Raw genomic sequence first — 19594 nt, forward strand, 5'->3', positions numbered from 1 at the left:
AATGCCCTACGTAAGGATTGGCTCTGCCTGTTTCTTTTCGACGCGGGAGTGATGCGAAATTGCATCCTCGGCAGCAATGATGAGTTCGTTGCGGAGTGAATCCGGCGAGATAATCGTCACCATTTTTCCAAAACTCAAAAGCCAGCGAGCGAGGTGATCAGGATGGGCATAGGAGAGATGGACGCGGATTGCGCCTTCATGGGTTTGTTCCCTGATAAGCATTGGTCCCCAATGACGACGCACGGTTTCTATAAGTCGTGGATGAAAGTGAAGGATCGCTGTTTCCTTCAGGGCGGGCTGAGTGCAGCTTGAAAGATAAGCAGATAGATCAAAATCCCCGCGAGGAGGAGAGGGCTCTGGCAAGATTTCACATTTGATAATGCGATCCACCCTGAAATCCCTGACTTCGCCGCGCAATCTACACCAGGCGATAAGGTGCCAGTGATCCAGGTAATAGACCAGCCCAAGAGGCTCAATGACCCGGTCTGTTGCGAGACCGCGGGACGCGCCCAGATACTGCAAGTGCATTACCTGCTTTCCTGCCATTGCGGCTTGCACCTGACTTAGGGAAACAGGCCCGGTGTGTTGCTGAAAGTGACCGACGTGCATGGATTTTTTCAAGCGATGCACGCGATTTTGTAACTCGTTGGGTAATACCGCAGTGAGCTTTCCCAGGGCTGTGATGATGGGCTTCCGCACGGAGTCATCCGTCATCCTTTCCGCAAGCAATCCGCCAGTGACGAGCGCGAATGCCTCCTCCGGGGAAAACATTACCGGGGGAAGCTGATAACCCCGCGTTAGACTGTATCCAACCCCGGCTTCCCCGATGATTGGCACCCCCGCTTCACACAATGCAGCTATGTCCCGATATATCGTGCGTTCGGTAATCTCGAAGTGATCCGCCATCTCCGCAGCAGTGATCACACGCCTGGATTGCAGCAGCATGACAAGAGCTACGAGACGATCCGTGCGATTCATGTATTAGCTTCTAGCGTAACCGATCGCGCGAACCAATCTCAGAGTCGCTCTGGAGGATGACTTTCCAAAACTTATTTTCTTCGGAGGCCGGCAACCAAGCAGCCGATAACAAACAGCGGGAGTGCAACAAGTATCCAGCCCGGCAAACCGCTTGATGTTTTGAGATCGTCATATTTGCTCGGGGCTTCTTTGCCAATATCTTCAGGAGCGGGAGCGGTTCCATAGGGCTCCGGCTCGATAAGATCGCTTGCCTGCAGCTGGGGCTTTCCTTCGTTTTCCTTTCGTAAGGCTGCGACTTCCTCGGGGCTGACGGGAGGCGCGTTATTGCCGAAGCTGCTGCGAATATAGGTCAGCACCGCGGCGATCTGCTGATCGTTTTGATAAGCTAGGGGAGTCATGCCTGCTGGAAAACTATAGTTCTGGCCTTTGACTGTGATTGGCCCGACAAGGCCGCGAAGCTGAATGAGGATGAGATTTTCCGCGGGTCCATTGACCCACTCGGAGCCCGCCAGCGGTGGCCCGGCCGCAGTTCCTTCACCTGATTGCCCGTGGCAAGCGGCACAGATTGCAAACTGCTGTTTGCCTAACTTCATTTCTTCGCTGGATGCCTCCGCGTTAGCCTTTTCATCATCGATGGCCTTCGCCTCACTCTCCTTGCTCTTAACGACCGGTTCGCCTCCATTTTCCTGTCCGGCAGTCGATATCGGGATCAGGGTCTGATCCTTTGCTTCGTTGCTGGATTGAGGTTTGGCTCCCGGCAATGTCGCCGGATCGAGAAGCTCCGCTTGAGGGCCTTTCGTAGCTTTTTTAGCTTTGTCCAGAGAGCCCAGCCAAGCGACCAGATCGCGGATTTCAGTCGGTGAGAGAAGCTGGTCCATCGGCGGCATGGCAGAGACCGGCGGGCTGAAGCTTTCGATATCGCTGCGCTTGATTCGATAGGTTTTCTCCGGCGTGGAGATGGTGATTTCCTCCGGAGTTTCTTCAATGAAGTTACCCGCAAGCGATGCTCCGTTTTTGAACGTTACAGAGGTGATCCCGTAGCCCGGGGCGACCACTGCAGCCGGCAGGATCATGGACTCCAGAAAATATCTGCGCTCGTGACGGGTCGCGATGCCGGCGAGGTTCGGGCCGGCATCTCCACCGGCAGAGTGGACTTTGTCATCGGCCTTGTGACAGCGCAGGCACTGCCCCGAAGGATGGGAATTGAAGAGAGAAGCCCCATTTTCCGGATTGCCTCCTTCGAGAGCGATATTGAATTTTGCGAGAGGATCCTGACTTTCGGAAACCGCTTTTTCAAATTCAGCGAGAGCTTTCGCGACCATTGGTTCCTTCCGTGTTTTCGCCGCTTCCAGGAGCTCAATCGCTCCCGGGGAAATTCCTTCCAGCTCAATGAGCGATTTGAGACCGGAAGCGATGATTCCGGCAGTTTCATCGCCGGGAATCGAGCTGATCACGGGCCAGGCTTTCTGCACTCTGGAGGCTGAGTCCGAACTGACTGCTGCCCGGAGTGCGGGAATCGCTGCCTGGGGTGACCGCTCAGCGAGACTTTTCAGTGCGGTGAGAGCGATTGCATCATCCTTGGAAATGGCGAGCTCTTTCAGGACAGACGTAAGATCCGCTTCGTCCCGCTCGATATAGAGCGTCAATGCCCCGGCGCGCGTTGCGGGAGGCAGTTCCGGGTTTTCGAAAAGCGCTTTCAGGGTTTTTCCGTCCAGTGCGGCCACATCTATGTGGTATTGCTCGATCAGGCCCAGCGCACCTTCGAGAACCATCCCATCATTTTTGAGCAATACAGGCATTGCTTCTGCCAGGACCGGTTTGATTGTCTCCGCTGAGCGTGGCTCCAATGGGCGCCAGTGGCCGGTGAGTTGATCTGCCGGGAAAGGTTTTTCCCATTCCTGGAGAAGCCGCAATGCCTCGGCCCTGACTTCTTCGGGAAGTTTGTCGTTTGCGAGAACGTTCATCAACCGCTTGGCATTCTCTTCACCGCCGGAGCGATATGCACTGTGAACCAAGCGACGGAGCATGAAAGGCGACCACTCGCGCGAATCCAGATCGTCCAGAAGAGCGGCGACCATTCCCAGCATTTGTTTGTGATCATTATCGTAGATGGCGCGGATTGCTTCATTCTGCACTTTGGGATCCTCGTCATTCACAAAGCGGGCGACTTCCTCGCTTTTCATCCGCCGGAGCGCGACAACCGCCGCCACGCGAACGGCGGGCGAAGGGTCTGTATATAGCGGGCTGATCTGCCGGGGTGAGGAGACTATATGCTCAAGTGCATAGATACCGGCGTGGCGGAGGTAAACGTCCCGACCGTTGTTTTTTCGGAGAAGGTCCAGAATAGCGGAGTATTGCCCGATTGCTTTCATCCGTCCGATAGCAATAGCCGCGGCAGAGCGGACGCGTGATGATTGATCGTTCAGCAATTTTCCCAGAGGGAGGGAATCGCCGGAAATTGGAGCTTCGCTGATGGCGCGGGCAGTTTGGAAGCGAATTTCGGGATCCGGATCTTCAAGCAGGGGGATTAGCTTTCCCGCTGCTTCTTCGCGTAACCCCTTCGGAGGAATGGGGGAGAAATCATCTGTGGCGGAAGGAGCAAATCCACGGCGGGCAATGATCCCCAGCCCCCAAACCGAGTGGATCCGGGTCATCTGATCCTCGGACGCGAGTGCCTTCTCGAATGTGGCGACCGCGTCCGCTTTGCGGGTGAGAGCGATTTGTGCGCGTAGCCTGATGCGGGAGTCTGGGTGGGAGAGGAGCGCGGCGAGGGCTTCCGAAGTCCGTTCGTCGAAATTTCCTGAAATAGTTTTCGCCGTGTCCGCGGTTTCTTCCGGGAGGTAGAGGTTTTCCCCGGCGTTGAGTGAAAGCAAACGACCATCATCATGAGAGGTCCAGCCGGTGACGTAATCGGAGATAAAGAGGCGACCATCGAAGGAATACTCGAGGTCAGTCGCTGCGATACCACGGGCGAACTGGCGTGGTTGGGCGATCTGCATTCCCGCTCCTTTTGGTTCCATTCCGAAGGACCAGATGCTGGATTTCGCGGAGCTGCCCCGGTAATCGCAAACGAGGAAACGATCCTTTTCAGATTCAAGAAAGCCTGTGCCGGGATGGTAAGTCAGGCCGCTGGGGCCGGAGGTAAGGAGAGCTACCGGCGGGACGATGTAGGCTGGCTGGGAATCGTTTTCCAACTCCCACATTTTCTCATCCATCCAGCGGTTTGGAGGGCGGTTTTCCAGTCCAATCTGACGGTGGAATGAGTGCATGGTCTGGTTTTCCATCTGCCATCCGGAGTTACCGCCTTCGACCAGATAGACGACTCTGGCGGAGTCGCCCTGGTCCGAGTTGTTATCCACGGAGAAGGCATTCCCGAAACGATCAAAAGCGATTTCCTTTGGATTACGTAGGCCGATGTGGAATAGCTCGAAGTTGGAACCGTCCAGATCAAAGCGGAAAGCCGCTCCTTCGTTGGGATGGTGGAGCTTTTCGCCTTCTTTGGTGGTGAATGAGAAGCCACGGTCACCAATGGTTCCATAGACTCTACCATCGGGGCCGAGCGCGAAGCCGTTCATATCGTGACCCGAGAAAGACACGCGCACGCCCATACCGTCCGCGATGATTTTTCTTTCGTCTGCCACCCCGTCCGAGTCCTTGTCCAGGAGGTTATAGACCTTCGGGATACAAGCGAAATAAACCGCTCCATCAAAGGCAAAGACTCCGGAGGCCACCCCATCCAGCTCGTCATTGAAACCGTCAGCAAACACTTTGCTGGAATCCATCTTCCCATCTCCGTTGGTATCGGAGATGTGGCGCAGGATCTCGGATTTCTCGGTCATGAATTCGTGTGAAAACTTGTCCTCGTGTCTTTTATACATCTCGCGGCGATCGTCCGTGGTCTGTGCACGGAGGTCTTCCAGATACCAGTAAAGGCTATCCCGATCATCGCCTACACCGTGGCGCAGACGGTGGGTTTCCGCGACAAAGACCCCGCCTTTTTCATCTACCGATATAGCTGTCGGAGAGGCAATTCCGTGCTCTTCGGAGGTTGCTTCGATTTTAAGCGTGCTGCCCTCGGGAATGGTCGCCCCGGGGAGCTCCGGAGTTGGCACAAGCCCTTCGACGAATACTTCACCGTTTCTGGTGGGCGGGGGAAAGTCCAACCGCATGCCATTGGTCATGGTGATTTCATCGGCGGCGATGAAGCCCCAGGGCCCGGTTGCATCGTCCACCAAGCGGATAACCGCCTTTTTCCCCATGAATCTGCGGACATCCCAGCGGACTCCCTCAAAACGCAGGGAGCGTTTCCCGGTGGTCTCGTATTCGACTTTGCCATCGATAAGTAGCTGGATGGCGGTCTTACCCGCCGAATCTCCACCCGCGACGAGAAACCAGATGTAGTCCTTGGAGATCTTAAACTCAGGAGAGGTCAGGGTCCCGGTGGCTGACTCATCGCCATAAACGGATGCAGCAAAGGAATCCCCGGAAAATGTGCTGAAACTTCCGTCCAGGCCATCGATTGTGCCGTGGACCGGCGAGGCCCCGAAGGCCTCGCCCGATACCGCCCAATCTCCGTAACCATCACCTTCAAAGGATTGGAAGGCTCCGTGGGCGGAGCCTGAGGCGATAGCTAACCATAATACGGTGGAGAGGTGGACGGGCGATTTTTTCATAACGGGCTGTGAATAGCCCTATCCTCGGAAGTAAGGGCGTTCAATCGAGAACTTTGATACGCAGGTTACGGAACTTGTAGGTCTGGCCTTTCTCCCCATGATGCTGAATGGCAATATGACCTTCCGAGTCCTTCGCGTCGTGGATATCTGTGGTGACTACCCCATTGACCTCGATGGTCAGATGATCTCCCTTGCATGTGATCCGGTAGGTATTCCAGTCGTTGCGTTTGAAGGCATCTCCGGCGCGTTTTTTAAATGCTGCTTCGCTGGCCTTATCGCCCTTGATCGGGCTGATAAACCACATCCGGCGGCCTTCGTCATAGAGTCCACCGGACCAGCCGCGTTTCGGATCTCCATCTACTTCTGCCTGATAGCCATAGACCTGGCCGGGTTTCGTCTGTGCGCGGAAAAGAAAGCCACTATTGGCTTTGCCCTCTGGTAGAAGCACTTCGCCCTCAAAAATGAAGTCAGAGTATTTCTTTTCAGTGATCAGGAAAAACTTTTTCGGACTGGTGAGATGGAACTCTCCATCGACGACTTTGAATTCACCCCACTCGTAGGGGTTTTTCCAACCCTCAAGCGATTTTCCATCGAAAAGCGGAACAAAGCCGTCTTTATCCGCCTGATTTTTCGCATGGATTACGGGGCTGAATGCAATAGCGCCAAGTGTGAGAAGAAGCAGTTTGATTTTTTTCATAGATTTAAAATTTGCAGGTAAGAAATATTCATTTTTCACAGATGAATTGCAAGGCTGGTTTTGTAAGATGGGGGCAATAGAAAAGCCATTGGGTGTTTTTCCAATGGCTTTTCAGTTGGCTTGATTCCGGCCGGATGTGCAATGAGGTGGCCTGGGAATTGGAAGCTTATTTCTTTTTCTTCTTCTTAACTTTGTTTTTGTCCTGCGGCTTTGTGGTGCCGGGAATCAAAGGCCGGGCAATATCCTCATCAGGAGCGCGGAAGACATACGGTTTCCACATATCGCGGACTTTTCTCCATTCTTCCAGAGTGCGCGTGGGATACCATCCCGGCAACCCGTTTTTGTTGAAGTCGTATTTGTCCGCATTTTCGTAAACCCATTCGCCCACGGTCGGTGTCGGGCATTTTTCCGGGAAAACATCCGTGGCGCGGAAATCTTCGCTCACACCTTGATCCTTGATAACATTGGTCCTCCAGTCTTCGAGGGCGGCGAGCAGTTCTTTTTTAATCTCAGCGTAGGCAGGGTCCTCCGCCAGGTTATGAACTTCATGCGGATCTTTTTTCAGGTCGTAGAGCTCGATCTCCGGTTTCTTCGGAGCCATGATAGCCGCTTGTTCCTGTGTTAGTTTTCCTTCGAGGTAGAGCACGGCCATTTCCGCTAGATCGGGATAGGCGCCTTCCTTGTAATGGCTGAACTGCATGTAAGCTCTCTCTGGCATGAGGTTGAGAATGAGCTTGTGATCCTTCGAGCGGATCGAGCGCATGGAGTCATGTGTGGCATCCATTTTATCCCTTGCAGCGAAGGTGTATTTGCGGTTCTTGACCTCGTCGCTGAAAAGGCTTTTGCCGTGCAGGGGCACCGGAGGCTCGACATCGGCGGCTTCAAGAATCGTCGCATTGATATCGATGGCCATGACAAGATCCTCACTGACTTGACCAGGCTTCACCTTGCCGGGCCAGCGCATGATCATCGGGATCCGGGTTCCTTCATCATAAAGAAATTGTTTTCCGCGGAAATGGCAGCGGCCGTGATCGGCGATGAAAAAGACGATGGTGTTCTCGGCAAGTCCCTCGTCCTCAAGTCGTTTCAAAAGTTCTCCGACCTCGCGGTCCACGATCTGCATCTGCTCAAGTCCGTTTGCCCAGTCCCGGCGGAGGAATTCGGTGTCCGCATAGGTCGGCGGTAGAACAACATCTTTGGTATCGATCGGGTCGATAGGATCCCGGTTCCAGGAGCGGTGGGTTCCTCCAAAAGTGATCCGTGCAAAGAATGGTTGTCCTTCTTTACGGCCACTCCAGTCCTCCCCCATGAAGAGTTCTTCTTTTTTGTCCGGGAGGAAATTGCAATCGACCTTCCAACTCATCAGGCAGGTGTAATAACCGGCGTCCGCAAGGATATGCGGGATGGGCCGGATGCCGTATGGCAGAGGCTTCTTATTGTCCTCGCGGTGTTGGTTTGCACCAATGTAATTTTGGTGGAAGCCGGTCATCATCGCCGAGCGGGAAGTCGAGCAAACGGGCGAAGTGGTAAAAGCCGTTTCGTAGCGAATACCTTCTGAGGCCAGTTTGTCCACATGCGGAGTCTCGATACCGGGTGTGCCGTAGCAGCCCAGATCCGGGCTCCAGTCCTCAATGGTGATCCAAAGGATGTTGGGCTTTTCCTGTTTCTCGGCAGCGGAAGCAACAGGCAGGTAAAATGTTATCCCGAGCAGTAGCAGGGAGGTGGGTTTCAAATATCTTTTCATAAAATAGTGTTGGGTTCTTTAGAGGAATATTGGGAAAAAAACGGTGTGTGTCCCCATGGAACCAAGTGCAATGGAAACGGGGAGCACATGCATGTTCTTTCAAAATCCGATTGTGCAGAAAACTTTTGAGAACGAGAGCGGCAGGCTTTAGTTATGCTTTTCCCGGTGGGTCTTCTTAGGTTGCACAAGGTTGTATTTCGGATTGGGCGAAGGCTGGTGGGATTTTTTCAGAATCGCATCAAGCTCCTGCACTAGCTCGGGATGCCGGCTGGCGATATTGTTCTTCTCACCGGGATCCTCGGAAAGATCGTATAGTTCGAGAGGGCTGTTTGGAGCTTTTTGAACATCGTAGCGCACGCCTTTCCATTTTCCTTTGCGGACCGCAAGCCGGCCAGCCTTGTCGTGAAATTCCCAGTAAAGATGGTCATGTTCCTTTTGCCCGGTTTTGCCAAGCAGGGATGGTAGAAACGAGATGCCATCAGTGTGGGCTGTCAGAGGTAGGCCGGTAAGCTCCGCGACGGTAGGAAGAAAATCCCAGAAGGTGGAAACATGGTCATTTCGCGAACCGGGCTCTACATGGCCCGGCCATTGGGCGACGAATGGAACGCGGATCCCGCCTTCGTATAGGTCGCGCTTATAGCCCCGGAGATTCCTGCTGGATTGGAAGTAGTCGGGATCGTGACCTCCAGCGGTGTGGGCACCATTGTCGGAGCTGAAGATGACGATGGTATTCTGGGTGAGTCCTTGTTTCTCCAGTTCGCCGAGAATTTCTCCCACGTAGTCGTCCAGGACGTTGACCATAGCCGCGAAAGCCGCATGGCATTCGGCTTGATCGATGTAATAGTCTTCGCTGTAGGTGGCTTCCGGAAGGAATTTTCCGCGATACTTCTGCATGTATTCCTCCGGTGCGATCATATCGGCATGCGGCTGAATGGCTGCATAATAGCAGAAAAAAGGTTTGTCCTTGTTATCCCGGATAAAGGTCAAAGCCTGCTCGTGAATCAGATCCGGCGCATAATCGGTCCGGTCTGTCCCCACATTTCCCCACAGCAATTCCCTTTTGTCATTATGCCAAAGGAAGGAGGGATAGTAGCAGTGGGCGATCGATTGGCAGTTATACCCGTAAAAGGAATCGAAGCCCATTTTGAGCGGCTCACTGGTGCTTTCAGGAGAACCCAGTCCCCATTTTCCAAAAATTCCGGTCGTATAGCCAGCTGCTTTGAAATGGTGTGCCACGGTGTAGGTATCCGCAGGCATCGGCATTTGCCCTTCGATGGCATCCGGATCCTGGGCATTGCCGCGTATAGGAGCGTGCCCCGTGTGAAGCCCGGTCATCAGCGTGCATCGTGCCGGTGCGCAAACCGCGCTTCCGGAGTAATGCTGGGTGAAGAGCATCCCGTTTTTTGCGATCTTATCGATATTGGGCGTCTGAAATTTGACCTGTCCGTAGCAACTGAGGTCTCCCGAGCCGAGGTCGTCCGCGAGGATGTAAACTACATTGGGCTGTTCATTGGCTGCTGTGGAGAATTGGTAGAGGCAGGCGGTAGCCGCGAAGAAGAGAACGAGTTTTTTGGTGTGGAACATGAGTCTAATTGAGGGACTTTTGCTGGTTGTCCTTAGCGCGCTGCTTTAGGAATTTTGAATGTAAATCGGAGAGTATCTCAGGATTTTGTTCTGCGATGTTTCTGCTCTCCATAGGATCTTCGGATATATTGAAAAGTTGCCAATCGCCTGGAACGGCCGGTTGTTTGGTGCCGTAGGAGACGATCTTCCACGCGCCAAAGCGAAGCGCCCAACGGTTGATTTTTGGATTCCAGATCCAATAAAGATCCCGTTTTTCCAAGGTGTTTCCGGACAAGAGCGCCGGAGAGATATCGATGCCGTCCAAGTCGCCTGCATCTACCGGATCGTTCCCGGAAATTTTGGCAAGCGTAGGGAACCAATCAATGATGTGAACCTGATCCGTGACAGCTCCAGGCTTGATCTTGCCTTTCCAGTTTGCAAATCCGGGCACGCGTATCCCGCCTTCCCACACGTCGACCTTGTGTCCCCTCATGGGGATGCGCTGATTGAAATCCGTTAGTTTCAAATCATCCGGATACGCATTTCCGGGCCAGCTGTGCTGTGGGCCGTTGTCCGAGGAGAATAGAATGAGCGTGTTTTCACGAAGGCCGCGTTCATCTAGTGACTGGACGATCATTCCGATCGCATGATCCAGATGATGGACTGCGGCAAGAAAGAGCCGCTTCTCCGGGTCTTTTTCCTTCTGGATGATGCCTTTTGGATCGTTGAACCATTCTATCTCGTCTTCATTGAGCCAGCGCCCGGGATTATCAGGATCCAGACGGGTTGGTTGATCGGTAAACCGGCCGCGCTCATCGAGAGGTGTGTGCGGTGCGTGGAATGTCAGTGCGAGCAAAAATGGGTTCTCGTGTTTTTGCGAAATGATTCTGACGGCATCTTCCTGGATGAGATCTGTCGCATGACGGCCGTTTTCCGAGCCCGGAATGAACTCCATATTACGATGCCAGGTCTCGAAATACTTCCCTTTGCGGTAGCGGTGATCATACATGCCGACGGCTCCGGCCAGCGAGCCATAGCTGTAATCGAAGCCATGATGGTTCGGCCCGTCTTCCGGTTCCGCCCCGAGATGCCATTTCCCACAAAGAAATGTTTCGTATCCGCGTTGCTTCAACATGGTGGCGATGGTTGGGGTGCCGACCGGAAAGCATCTTTCGTTTGTAGCCTTCAGTGCGGCTTTTCCAAAGCGCCCCGGGTAGCGGCCGGTCATGAGTGCGACGCGGGTGGGCGTGCATTGAGGCATGACATAGTGGTTTTCAAAGGTGGCTCCCTCACTGGCCAATCGGTCCGAATTCGGCGAGTAAACTTTTTCCGGATTATTGTAGCCGATGTCTGCCCAGCCGAGATCATCTGCGATGATCACCAAAATATTCGGTTTATCTACGGGGTCTGTAGTTTCATTGGCGGAAAGCAGCTGCCATGGCAGAATGGCAGTCAGCAATAGGCTGATTTTGAGATGAAGGATCTTCATGGATGGGATCTGGGTTTATTTGGATGGATTTTATTTATTGAGCGAATCCAGGAGGAATCTGCCTTCTGTGGCGGCAGGCAGATTACCTGTCTGGAAGGGCGATGCCGGGAGGTCCTCCGTGTTGTAAATCGTAGGTATGAACCATTTATGCCAGCCGTAGCGGACAAATTTTGGCTCGCTGACGGATTCCGCCGAGACCCGGATTTTATCGTCGATCAGCTGCGCCTGCGCCGGGAAAAATTCGCCATCGGCACCTGCTATCTCAAAAGGATTTTCCGGAGATTTTTTCAATACCAGGCCACTGCCGGTATTCTTGAAGTCCAGCTCGATAGCTGATCCTACGACTCTGTGTCTCTTCAGGTAAGGACCACGGGCCACAAGATCTTCCTCTCCATAGACCATATTCCGCGCGAGCAAGGAAAGGCGCGAGCCAACGAGTTTTTTTGAATGTGGATGTATGTCTTTTCTTTCGCCGCCATCTGCTGCTACGACCATTCCCGTATTCGCCACGTTCTCCTCGACCCACAGTTGGGAGTCCCGGAGCTCCGGCCACTCGGGACCATCTTTGAAATCCAAAGTGGCAAGTTGAACGAACAAAAATGGAAGCTGAGGATTCCGGAACTCTTTCCGCCATTCTTCAATGAGTGTGGAAAACACCCTCCGGTAGTGGAAGCCTGTGCTGGAGCTAGCATTATTTTCCCCTTGATACCAGATGACGCCGCGGATCGTCGATGGGATGACTTTGGTGAGCATCCCCTCATGCAGTCCGGCCGGACGCTTGAAGTTCCGCGGACCCATCAGCTCCTGCGGCTTGGGCTTCTTTTTCCCCTCCTTTGCTGCTGCTTTGACGGCATTTTCAAATTCTTGAAGCTGGTTTAGATAATCCGCTTCGTCTTTATATGCGTTGGCGACGTGCTGATCGTAGCTATCGATGATCCTTTTCAAGTCCGGCTTGCTGGCGAGAGTCTCACGGCTCATCCATGCTTCCGCCGGTGTGCCGCCCACGCTGCATGAAATGATCCCGATCGGGACATTGAGCTTCTCCCGCAAATTTTTAGCGAAATAATAACCCGTGGCGGTAAAGTTCCCCACAGTCTGCGGATTGCTGGGCTTCCACGTGATTCCTGCCATAGGTTTCTGTTCTGGGAAAAACAGCCTCGGCACTGTGAAGCAGCGGAGCAGGGGATCGTTCGCAGAGTCGATATCCGGCTGGGTGACTTTGCGGTAGGTGGTCATGGTGGAAGCCATGTTTGATTGCCCGCCTGCGAGCCATACTTCCCCTACAAGCACATCTTCGAGCACGATGGGTTCCGGGGTCTCTGTGCCAGTAAAAGTAAGCTTTTCCCCCACGGCGTTGGTGGCGAGAGGCTCCAGGGTGACCATCCATTCTCCAGCTTCATCAGCGGTGGCGGAGCATTTCTGCCCTGTGAAATCGACTGTCACGATTTCTCCTACGGCCGCTTTACCCCATATGCGGACCGGCTCCTCTCTCTGGAGCACCGCACCATCGGTGAAAACCATTGCCGGCTGGACTTCCGCTAGCAATGGGGAGGCAAGTAGCGTGATTGCCGCGGCTAGACGATGGTAAAACGTAGAAGTGTTGTTTTTCATGGATGCAGGATTTTTTTACGGACGCTCTCAGTTCCGCGAGATCTTTGAGGACATCATTTTACGGTAGCTGATCAAAGCGTCTTTCTCGGAATTCCAATCGTGGTGACAATAAAGTGAATATATTTTGCGTAATTATGTATATATAAAATATCTGTAAGGATTTATGATGCTATGCGTATTTTGTCGCGTCCGCTGCGGCAGTGCTGAAGCGGCCGATTACCATCCAAATCCGTCATATCCAATTATCGAATGAATAAAATATCTCCTTTTCTTGCCGTGGTCCTGACGGCATCCACCCATTTTGCGATCGCCGCACCAGAGGGGAAAGCCCTGCTGAGTGTCGATACAGGATCTACGATTACGAAAGTCCGCACGGCTCGCGCCGGTGAAAAATCACTCGTCGTAGCCAGCACGTATGAAGGTGGCATCCTATCAATGAATGACTGCGGTGAGATCGCGTGGGAAAAAGAGCTCTCGGGATTGGTGAATCATGATGTGTTCTGCGCGGACATCAATGGCGATGGAATCGATGAAATATTAGCTGCGAACGGTGATGGATCTATCTACTGCTTGAATAGTAAGGGCGAAATTCAATGGACCTTCAAGGAGAACGACGCACCGATGTATTCTGTCTGTGTGATTTCGAAAGCAGGAGTCCCGTATGTGGTATGCGGCGGATTTGATAAGAATTTATATTATCTCGATGCCTCCGGGAAAAAAGTGAAAGCAATCGCTTCGATCACCTATTCCCAGGAAAAGCCCTGGCAGTGGGCTGATTTGGTGAGCCCGAAGGAAAGAGAACATACGGCGAATTTCATCAGGCCGATCAAGCAGAAGGATGGCACTGAAATTTTGGCGGTAATTGGTCAGATCGCCCAGACTTCCACGGGTTCACTCTATCTGTTCCAACCGCTCGAAGAGAAGCCTTTCAAAATCTCCAAAATTGAAAGCCGACGGCCGATCGGTTCTTTCACAACCACGGATACCGATGGTGATGGGACCGAGGAAGTTCTTCTTGGCACGGCGGACTCTTTGAGTGGCGTATCGTTTGTCAGTATCGATATTTCAAACGGTGAGCAGAAGCAAACGATGCTATCCTCTCTGCGCAAACAGATCGAAGGTTTCGGCTACCGGGTAGCCCAGCCGGAGGTGATCGCGAAGGGAAATAGCTGGGAATATTTCGTGCTATACGGATCCAGAATCGTTCTTGCCGGCCCGGATGCCGATATGAAAAAGGCCGAGGTCCTGACATCCCGCTATTCCTTCAATGATATGTGTAAGGATCCTGTTTCAGGAAAAATTATTCTGGCGAGCGCACAGAGCGGTGGCAGCTGCGTGCACATTATCGATCCTGCGAATCCGGAGTGGAAAAATTCTTACGAGAATTTGGCGCCGCCCGGAAAAATCCAGTCAATCCTGGATAACACGGCGAGGGTCCGCGAGGAATTGGCCGGCTTCAAAAAGCCCTCGCACGAGCGTGACCCGCTCCCTGTCTGGCTGATGAGCGATGGCTTTCCTACGGAACATTCGGAAAAGGTCGCCTCTGATATTATAGCGAATTACAAGAGTCCGGTCTTTCTTGGTGGAAGGCACCAGGGAAGGGTCGAGTCATTCGACCGTTCATCCATGGAGAGTGAACGTTACCGCGAGCGCCGTGATAAACGGAAAAGATACGATCTGACCCAGCAGGAGGTATTGGATACGATCATTCCGGAATATCAAGGTGTGCCAGGTATCGCCTATTGGGGGGGACACGGGAACGATCCAAACTACTATCAGGTCTCTACCACCAAGAAAATCATTGATGCGGCGAACGGGAAGAAGACCGTGCTTATTTTTCCCGAGATCCAGGATCAAACCGATAGTTTTCCATGGCTGATGAACTATCTGATCTATCCGCTCGCGGAATACGGTGAAAGCCGTAATACGAACCTCTATATTCGCTCGAAAAACACATTCTGGCATGGCGATGTTTATTTGCCGGGTTGGTCACGGTTGATCGCCGGGGAGTTTCCCCATGTATTTGTCCCCGCCATGGAGGAATCGCACAGCAAAACAATGGATGTGAGTGTGGGTGCCAGAATGGGAATCTGGGCTAGCGGAGCGGTGGATAGCTGGGGGGCAAGATGCGCCCGTGATAATGCCAGCTGGGACAAAACGCGTGAACACTCTCACCAAATGCTGCCAAATCATTTTCTCCGCCACATGATCTACAATGTCTCCAGCGGAGCCCAATATCTGGACAACTTCCCCGTGGATCAGGATTATATGAGCCTGCTATGGGAACTGATTGCAAAAGGTGCTCTTTATGTGCCTAAGCGGGAAGAGCTGGTCAGTATCAATCCTGTGCATCTCTCAATGAAATCGCCCGATGAGCATTTCCTCAATGAGGGTGGAAACGCCCACTGGACAGTTTTCTTCGATGCCAAATCCGAGGAAGAGAACAAAATGGTTTTCAGCCGGATGAATGGCAGCTGGAAGGGAGCAAGAATCACGGAATGGGATTTCTCAAGATATGCGTCTGGTGTGGGCGAGCGTCGTCTGAATTATCTACCTCCGTATCCACACGGCACTGTTCTCATCACGCCGCCTCAGGAAGGCGTGTTTTCGGATCCGAAAGCGCCCCGCGGCAAGCTGACAGATCATTTGCACCCGCTTTATAAATCAATCACCAAGGAATACATTACCGATGGGAGGAATTACTACTCAGCTGATGGCACGGAAACCTTTGCTGCGGAAGAGTATTATCGGGTGATCGCGGCTGATATAGAAAAAGGTGCCGAAAAGTTGCCCCTCACTGTATCTGGCGAAAATGTGGCATGGGTCGTAGCGCAAACTGCTCCGAAACATCTCCGCCTCACTCTTGTGGACGGCGGCTATATCAACCCGGGTGACCGCAAAGCCAAAGTTCAATTCGGCTCGGTGGTCCCGAAGTTAATGACGGAACTGATGAGTGGGGAGTCCTTCCGGGCTGATGATCCGAAATCCGTGGAAATCGAAATACCGTGCGGATCGTTTCGCTTCATCGATATCGAGCTCGAAACTGAGCTCAAGTAATCGCCTTACACTGGACTGGAAAAAGCAGCCGAAGCTCCAATGTGCTTCGGCTGTTTTGTATGGGGATGCCTAGCTGGCTTTCGCCGATGAAAAATAGTTTTCCAGCCCCGATGCCAGCTGAAGTAAATAACCGGTTGCCTGCTCCTGGACAGAAACCATGAGTTTCTGGAAAAGTTTGAATCCCTCGTTCTTGTATTCCACCAGCGGATCCTTTTGGCCTTGGGAGCGCAAATAGACTCCTTCACGTAATTCATCCATGTCGGCAAGATGCTCCTGCCAAAGGCTGTCGATGGCTACCAGCATAGCTCGTCGTTCTTCCTGCTCGACAAGGACCCGGGGTGCTTTTTTGAGCCTCTGATCGTATGATTCCGCTATTTCGTCCACCACTTCTGCGAGAAGCTGCCGGGGATCGGCCGTTTTCAGGTGTCCCGGATCCAAGATAATACCCAGCGAACTCTCGGCCCATTGGATGAGGGGCTCGAAATCTGGGTCGAACTGTTCCATCTCCGAAAAATATCCCTGCATACGACACGTGATGCATTCCGCGATCGTTTCGTGAGCTAGTTTGCGGGTGTCTTCAGTGTTGAGAATCTCATTGCGCTGTCCGTAGACAATTTCCCGTTGGAGATTCATCACATCATCAAAGTCGAGCACACGCTTCCGGTTTTTATAGTCCTGTTGCTCGACTTGGCGTTGTGCGGTTTCGACGAGTTTTCCCAATGAAATCACTTTCCCGTCCTTTCTGGCCGCGGAGATAGATTGCTCCATTGTGGAGGCGATCTGACCCGGAGCCGAATGATTGCGCATCAAATCGTCTTCCAGAGATATGAAAAACTGCGATCTGCCCGGATCACCTTGGCGGGAGCAACGTCCGCGAAGCTGACGATCGACTCTACGTGAAGAATGCCGTTCAGTGCCGATGACGAAGAGTCCGCCCAATTCGGCAACGCCCTTTCCTAGTTTGATATCGGTGCCACGTCCTGCCATATTCGTTGATACGGTAACGGCCCCTGCCTCGCCTGCTAATGCGACAATGGCTGCTTCCTGCTCATGATATTTCGCATTGAGAACGGTGTGGCTGATTTTTGCCCTCTGTAGCATTCTGGACAGAGTCTCCGAGGCTTCCACCGATGCTGTGCCAATCAGAACCGGCTGCCCGCTGGAGTGAGCTTTCTCCACGGCCGAAATGACGGCCTGGAATTTTTCTCTACGCGTTCTGAAGATCTGGTCATTCTCATCGATCCGCAGGCTTGGCGCATTTGTCGGAATAGGAAGCACGTCGAGCTGATAGATATCATGAAATTCCGCGGCTTCGGTCTCACCAGTCCCTGTCATGCCGGCGAGTTTTTCATAAAGCCTGAAGTAATTCTGAATCGTTATCGTGGCAAAAGTGTGGTTTTCATCCTCCACCGCCACGTTTTCTTTTGCCTCCACGGCTTGATGGAGGCCATCGGACCAACGTCGCCCTTCCATTTCCCTGCCAGTGCTTTCGTCGATAATTGTGACCTTTCCATCGCGGACCACGTAATGAACATCGCGCTCATGAAGACAATAGGCTTTGAGTAGTTGGGAAATGCTGTGGACAGTGCCGGCACGTGCATTGCGTTGCTCATGAAGCTTTTGCTTGGCAATTTTCTTTTCCTCACGGGAAAGGCTGGCGTCCGCATCGATCGCGGCAAAATTGGGGCCAATATCCGGTATCGTGAAGGAATCCGGATCGTCAGGCGCGAGGAAAATTCTGCCCTTTTCCATCAGATCAGCATCCCGGCCTTTCTCATCGATGGCGAAGTAGAGTTGTTCTTTCAGTTTGAAGATATCTTTCCTGAATGCTTGCTGTTGATAGCGGAGCTCGGTTTTCTCCAGTAAACGGCGTAGTTCTGGCTTTTCCATGAAGCGGAGGAACTGACGGTGTCTTGGTTGCCCAAGCTTCAGCTTCAGCAAGAGCAAGCCGGCGGCGGAGGTATCGCCCTTCTCCAAAGCCTGTTTCGCATCCGCTGCCAGTTGGTTGCACAGTTCAGTTTGTAGTCGCACCAACTTTTCGATCTTTGGTTTGTGAATGTCAAAAGGGTGCGGACCTTGCTCTGATGCGCCAGTTATGATGAGCGGAGTGCGGGCGTCATCAATTAACACGGAATCCACTTCATCAATGATTGCCATGTAGTGCCCGCGCTGGACTTGCTCGTCTTTGGTTGTCGCCATGCCGTTATCCCGGAGGTAGTCGAATCCGAACTCCGAGTTTGTTCCGTAAGTGATATCACAAGCATACGCGGTGCGCCGTTTGGTCGGCGGCATTTGATTTTCCAGGCAACCGACAGTTAGGCCCAAAAACCCGAAGAGGGCGCCCATCCATTCGGAATCCCGCTTCGCAAGGTAGTCATTTACCGTGACCACATGCACTCCCAGTCCAGTAAGAGCATTCAGATACACGGGTAGGGTGGCGACCAAGGTTTTTCCCTCCCCGGTCTGCATTTCTGCAATCAATCCACGATGAAGTGCTACTCCTCCAATGAGCTGGACATCAAAATGAACCATTTGCCATGTCTCGGCATGTCCGTTGACCACGATCTTGCTCCCGGAGAGACGTCGCGCGGCATTTTTGACGACGGCGTAGGCTTCGGGGAGGATCTTTTGTAAATATTTTGCACGAGCGGAAGGGAAGTGACTCTCGATCTCTTGAAAAAATGCTTTTGCCTTTTCTATCGAGTCGACTGTCGCAGATAGATTGCGGGGAATGGCCGGGAATTCATCGGCTAAAGCCAAAAATCGCGACTCCAAGGTTTTAGCAATCTTCTCAAGAGCAGGAGTGTCATAGGATTCCAGTTCCGATTTGGTGGGTGCTGAGAGAGGATGATAGCGAGCGAGATGTTCCTGCCACTTTCGTGTGAGCATAGTGAGTTTTTCGGCAGTCTCGCCCTGAAGCGAAATTTCGATTTCGTTGATTCTGCGGACGATTGGGCGAATCTTCTTAAGTTCGCGTTCATTTTTTCCGCCGAGAATTTTTGGTAAGGACCAAGTGATCATATAAAGAGATAAGATTTGATGGGTGTTTGTGCTCGTATTCCCGAGCGTTTGTGCAGGCTCATACCTGCCAGTATTTACCAATCCATGCAGGAGGGGTGAGCTACGACCGCATGGATCAAAACTCTCTTGAGGTTAAGAGAGAGGAATCGCAAATATAGCGACGAGAAATTAAGTGCTCTATATGGACTAACGGGGTCGCCGCTTTTAGATCCACACGAGGCGATTTCATCAAAGTATCTCGATAGGTGGAGCTCGGCCTTGGGCTCGTTCATTCCTGCAGTGGGAAGGAAAATGGCTTCCATACCGACTAACTTTCAATCGGATGGCAGTCGGTCCGATCAGTCTGGCGCTATCGGCTGGATCAAGAGTCAGTAAAATCTGGGGAGTTGTCGGATTGCCAAGTATGGCAGATTCGCCGGCTATCTGATTGAGGCTACAGCCATCCAGATACTTGTCCTTTCTGAAACCAGAGACGTTATTTCCGGAAAGGCTTAGAGTTAATAGCGCGACAACGGCGAACAACCAGATAGTCGTTGCGTAGTTGGAAAGACCTTTGTCAGGAGCGCTCATCAGATAGTGGAACCAGTCAGAATGCTCTAGCGTGAATCCCGAGCACAGAATCAATTGGGCCTGGGATTTGTCAAATTAGGAATATCTCACTATTCAGAGATTTGGTGAATCATCGGTATTAAGCACGGGAAGAGTGATTTTTGGAGTGGGAGTGCGTGTGTGTGGTGTTTTTGAGAGGGGATTGGGGTATT

At 52.5% G+C, this 19594-nt stretch carries 9 protein-coding genes; 1 reads left to right on the forward strand and 8 read right to left on the reverse strand.

Going from position 1 to position 19594, the window contains the following annotated elements:
• Nucleotides 1-6: 6 nt before the first annotated feature.
• The 7 genes from ACFSSA_RS08170 to ACFSSA_RS08200 form a co-directional block, all read right to left on the reverse strand.
• Nucleotides 7-978 (reverse strand): helix-turn-helix transcriptional regulator, encoded by a 972-nt coding sequence (locus ACFSSA_RS08170; RefSeq protein WP_386819944.1) that lies wholly within the window; start codon nucleotides 976-978, stop codon nucleotides 7-9.
• Nucleotides 979-1049: 71 nt separating this feature from the next.
• A complete protein-coding gene (locus ACFSSA_RS08175) occupies nucleotides 1050-5651 on the reverse strand; it encodes a DUF7133 domain-containing protein (protein ID WP_386819945.1) in 4602 nt (1533 codons plus the stop codon).
• Between the two features lie 40 nt (nucleotides 5652-5691).
• On the reverse strand, nucleotides 5692-6348 hold the full coding sequence (locus tag ACFSSA_RS08180; protein ID WP_386819946.1) for a 3-keto-disaccharide hydrolase: 657 nt from the start codon (nucleotides 6346-6348) through the stop codon (nucleotides 5692-5694).
• 166 nt (nucleotides 6349-6514) lie between these two features.
• Nucleotides 6515-8092 carry a sulfatase family protein gene (locus tag ACFSSA_RS08185; RefSeq protein ID WP_386819947.1) on the reverse strand — a complete coding sequence of 526 codons (1578 nt, stop codon included), beginning with the start codon at nucleotides 8090-8092 and terminating at the stop codon, nucleotides 6515-6517.
• 147 nt (nucleotides 8093-8239) lie between these two features.
• Nucleotides 8240-9676, reverse strand: coding sequence for an arylsulfatase (locus ACFSSA_RS08190; RefSeq protein ID WP_386819948.1), 1437 nt, complete (start codon nucleotides 9674-9676; stop codon nucleotides 8240-8242).
• Nucleotides 9677-9680: 4 nt separating this feature from the next.
• A complete protein-coding gene (locus tag ACFSSA_RS08195; RefSeq protein WP_386819949.1) occupies nucleotides 9681-11144 on the reverse strand; it encodes a sulfatase family protein in 1464 nt (487 codons plus the stop codon).
• A gap of 30 nt (nucleotides 11145-11174) precedes the next feature.
• The gene (locus ACFSSA_RS08200; RefSeq protein WP_386819950.1) at nucleotides 11175-12755 is read right to left on the reverse strand and encodes a sialate O-acetylesterase; all 1581 of its coding nucleotides are present in this window, start codon (nucleotides 12753-12755) and stop codon (nucleotides 11175-11177) included.
• A 249-nt stretch (nucleotides 12756-13004) separates the two neighbouring features.
• Here ACFSSA_RS08200 and ACFSSA_RS08205 point away from each other — a divergent pair, with 249 nt between their 5' ends.
• Entirely contained in the window at nucleotides 13005-15812 is a 2808-nt protein-coding gene (locus ACFSSA_RS08205; RefSeq protein WP_386819951.1) for a PQQ-binding-like beta-propeller repeat protein, read from the forward strand.
• A gap of 69 nt (nucleotides 15813-15881) precedes the next feature.
• On the opposite strand, the gene secA is transcribed toward ACFSSA_RS08205, so the two are convergent.
• Nucleotides 15882-18833 carry a preprotein translocase subunit SecA gene (gene secA / locus ACFSSA_RS08210; protein ID WP_386819952.1) on the reverse strand — a complete coding sequence of 984 codons (2952 nt, stop codon included), beginning with the start codon at nucleotides 18831-18833 and terminating at the stop codon, nucleotides 15882-15884.
• Between the last annotated feature and the right edge of the window lie 761 nt (nucleotides 18834-19594).

It is taken from the genome of Luteolibacter algae (genome assembly GCF_042683045.1).
Taxonomy (GTDB): Bacteria; Verrucomicrobiota; Verrucomicrobiia; order Verrucomicrobiales; family Akkermansiaceae; genus Luteolibacter; species Luteolibacter algae.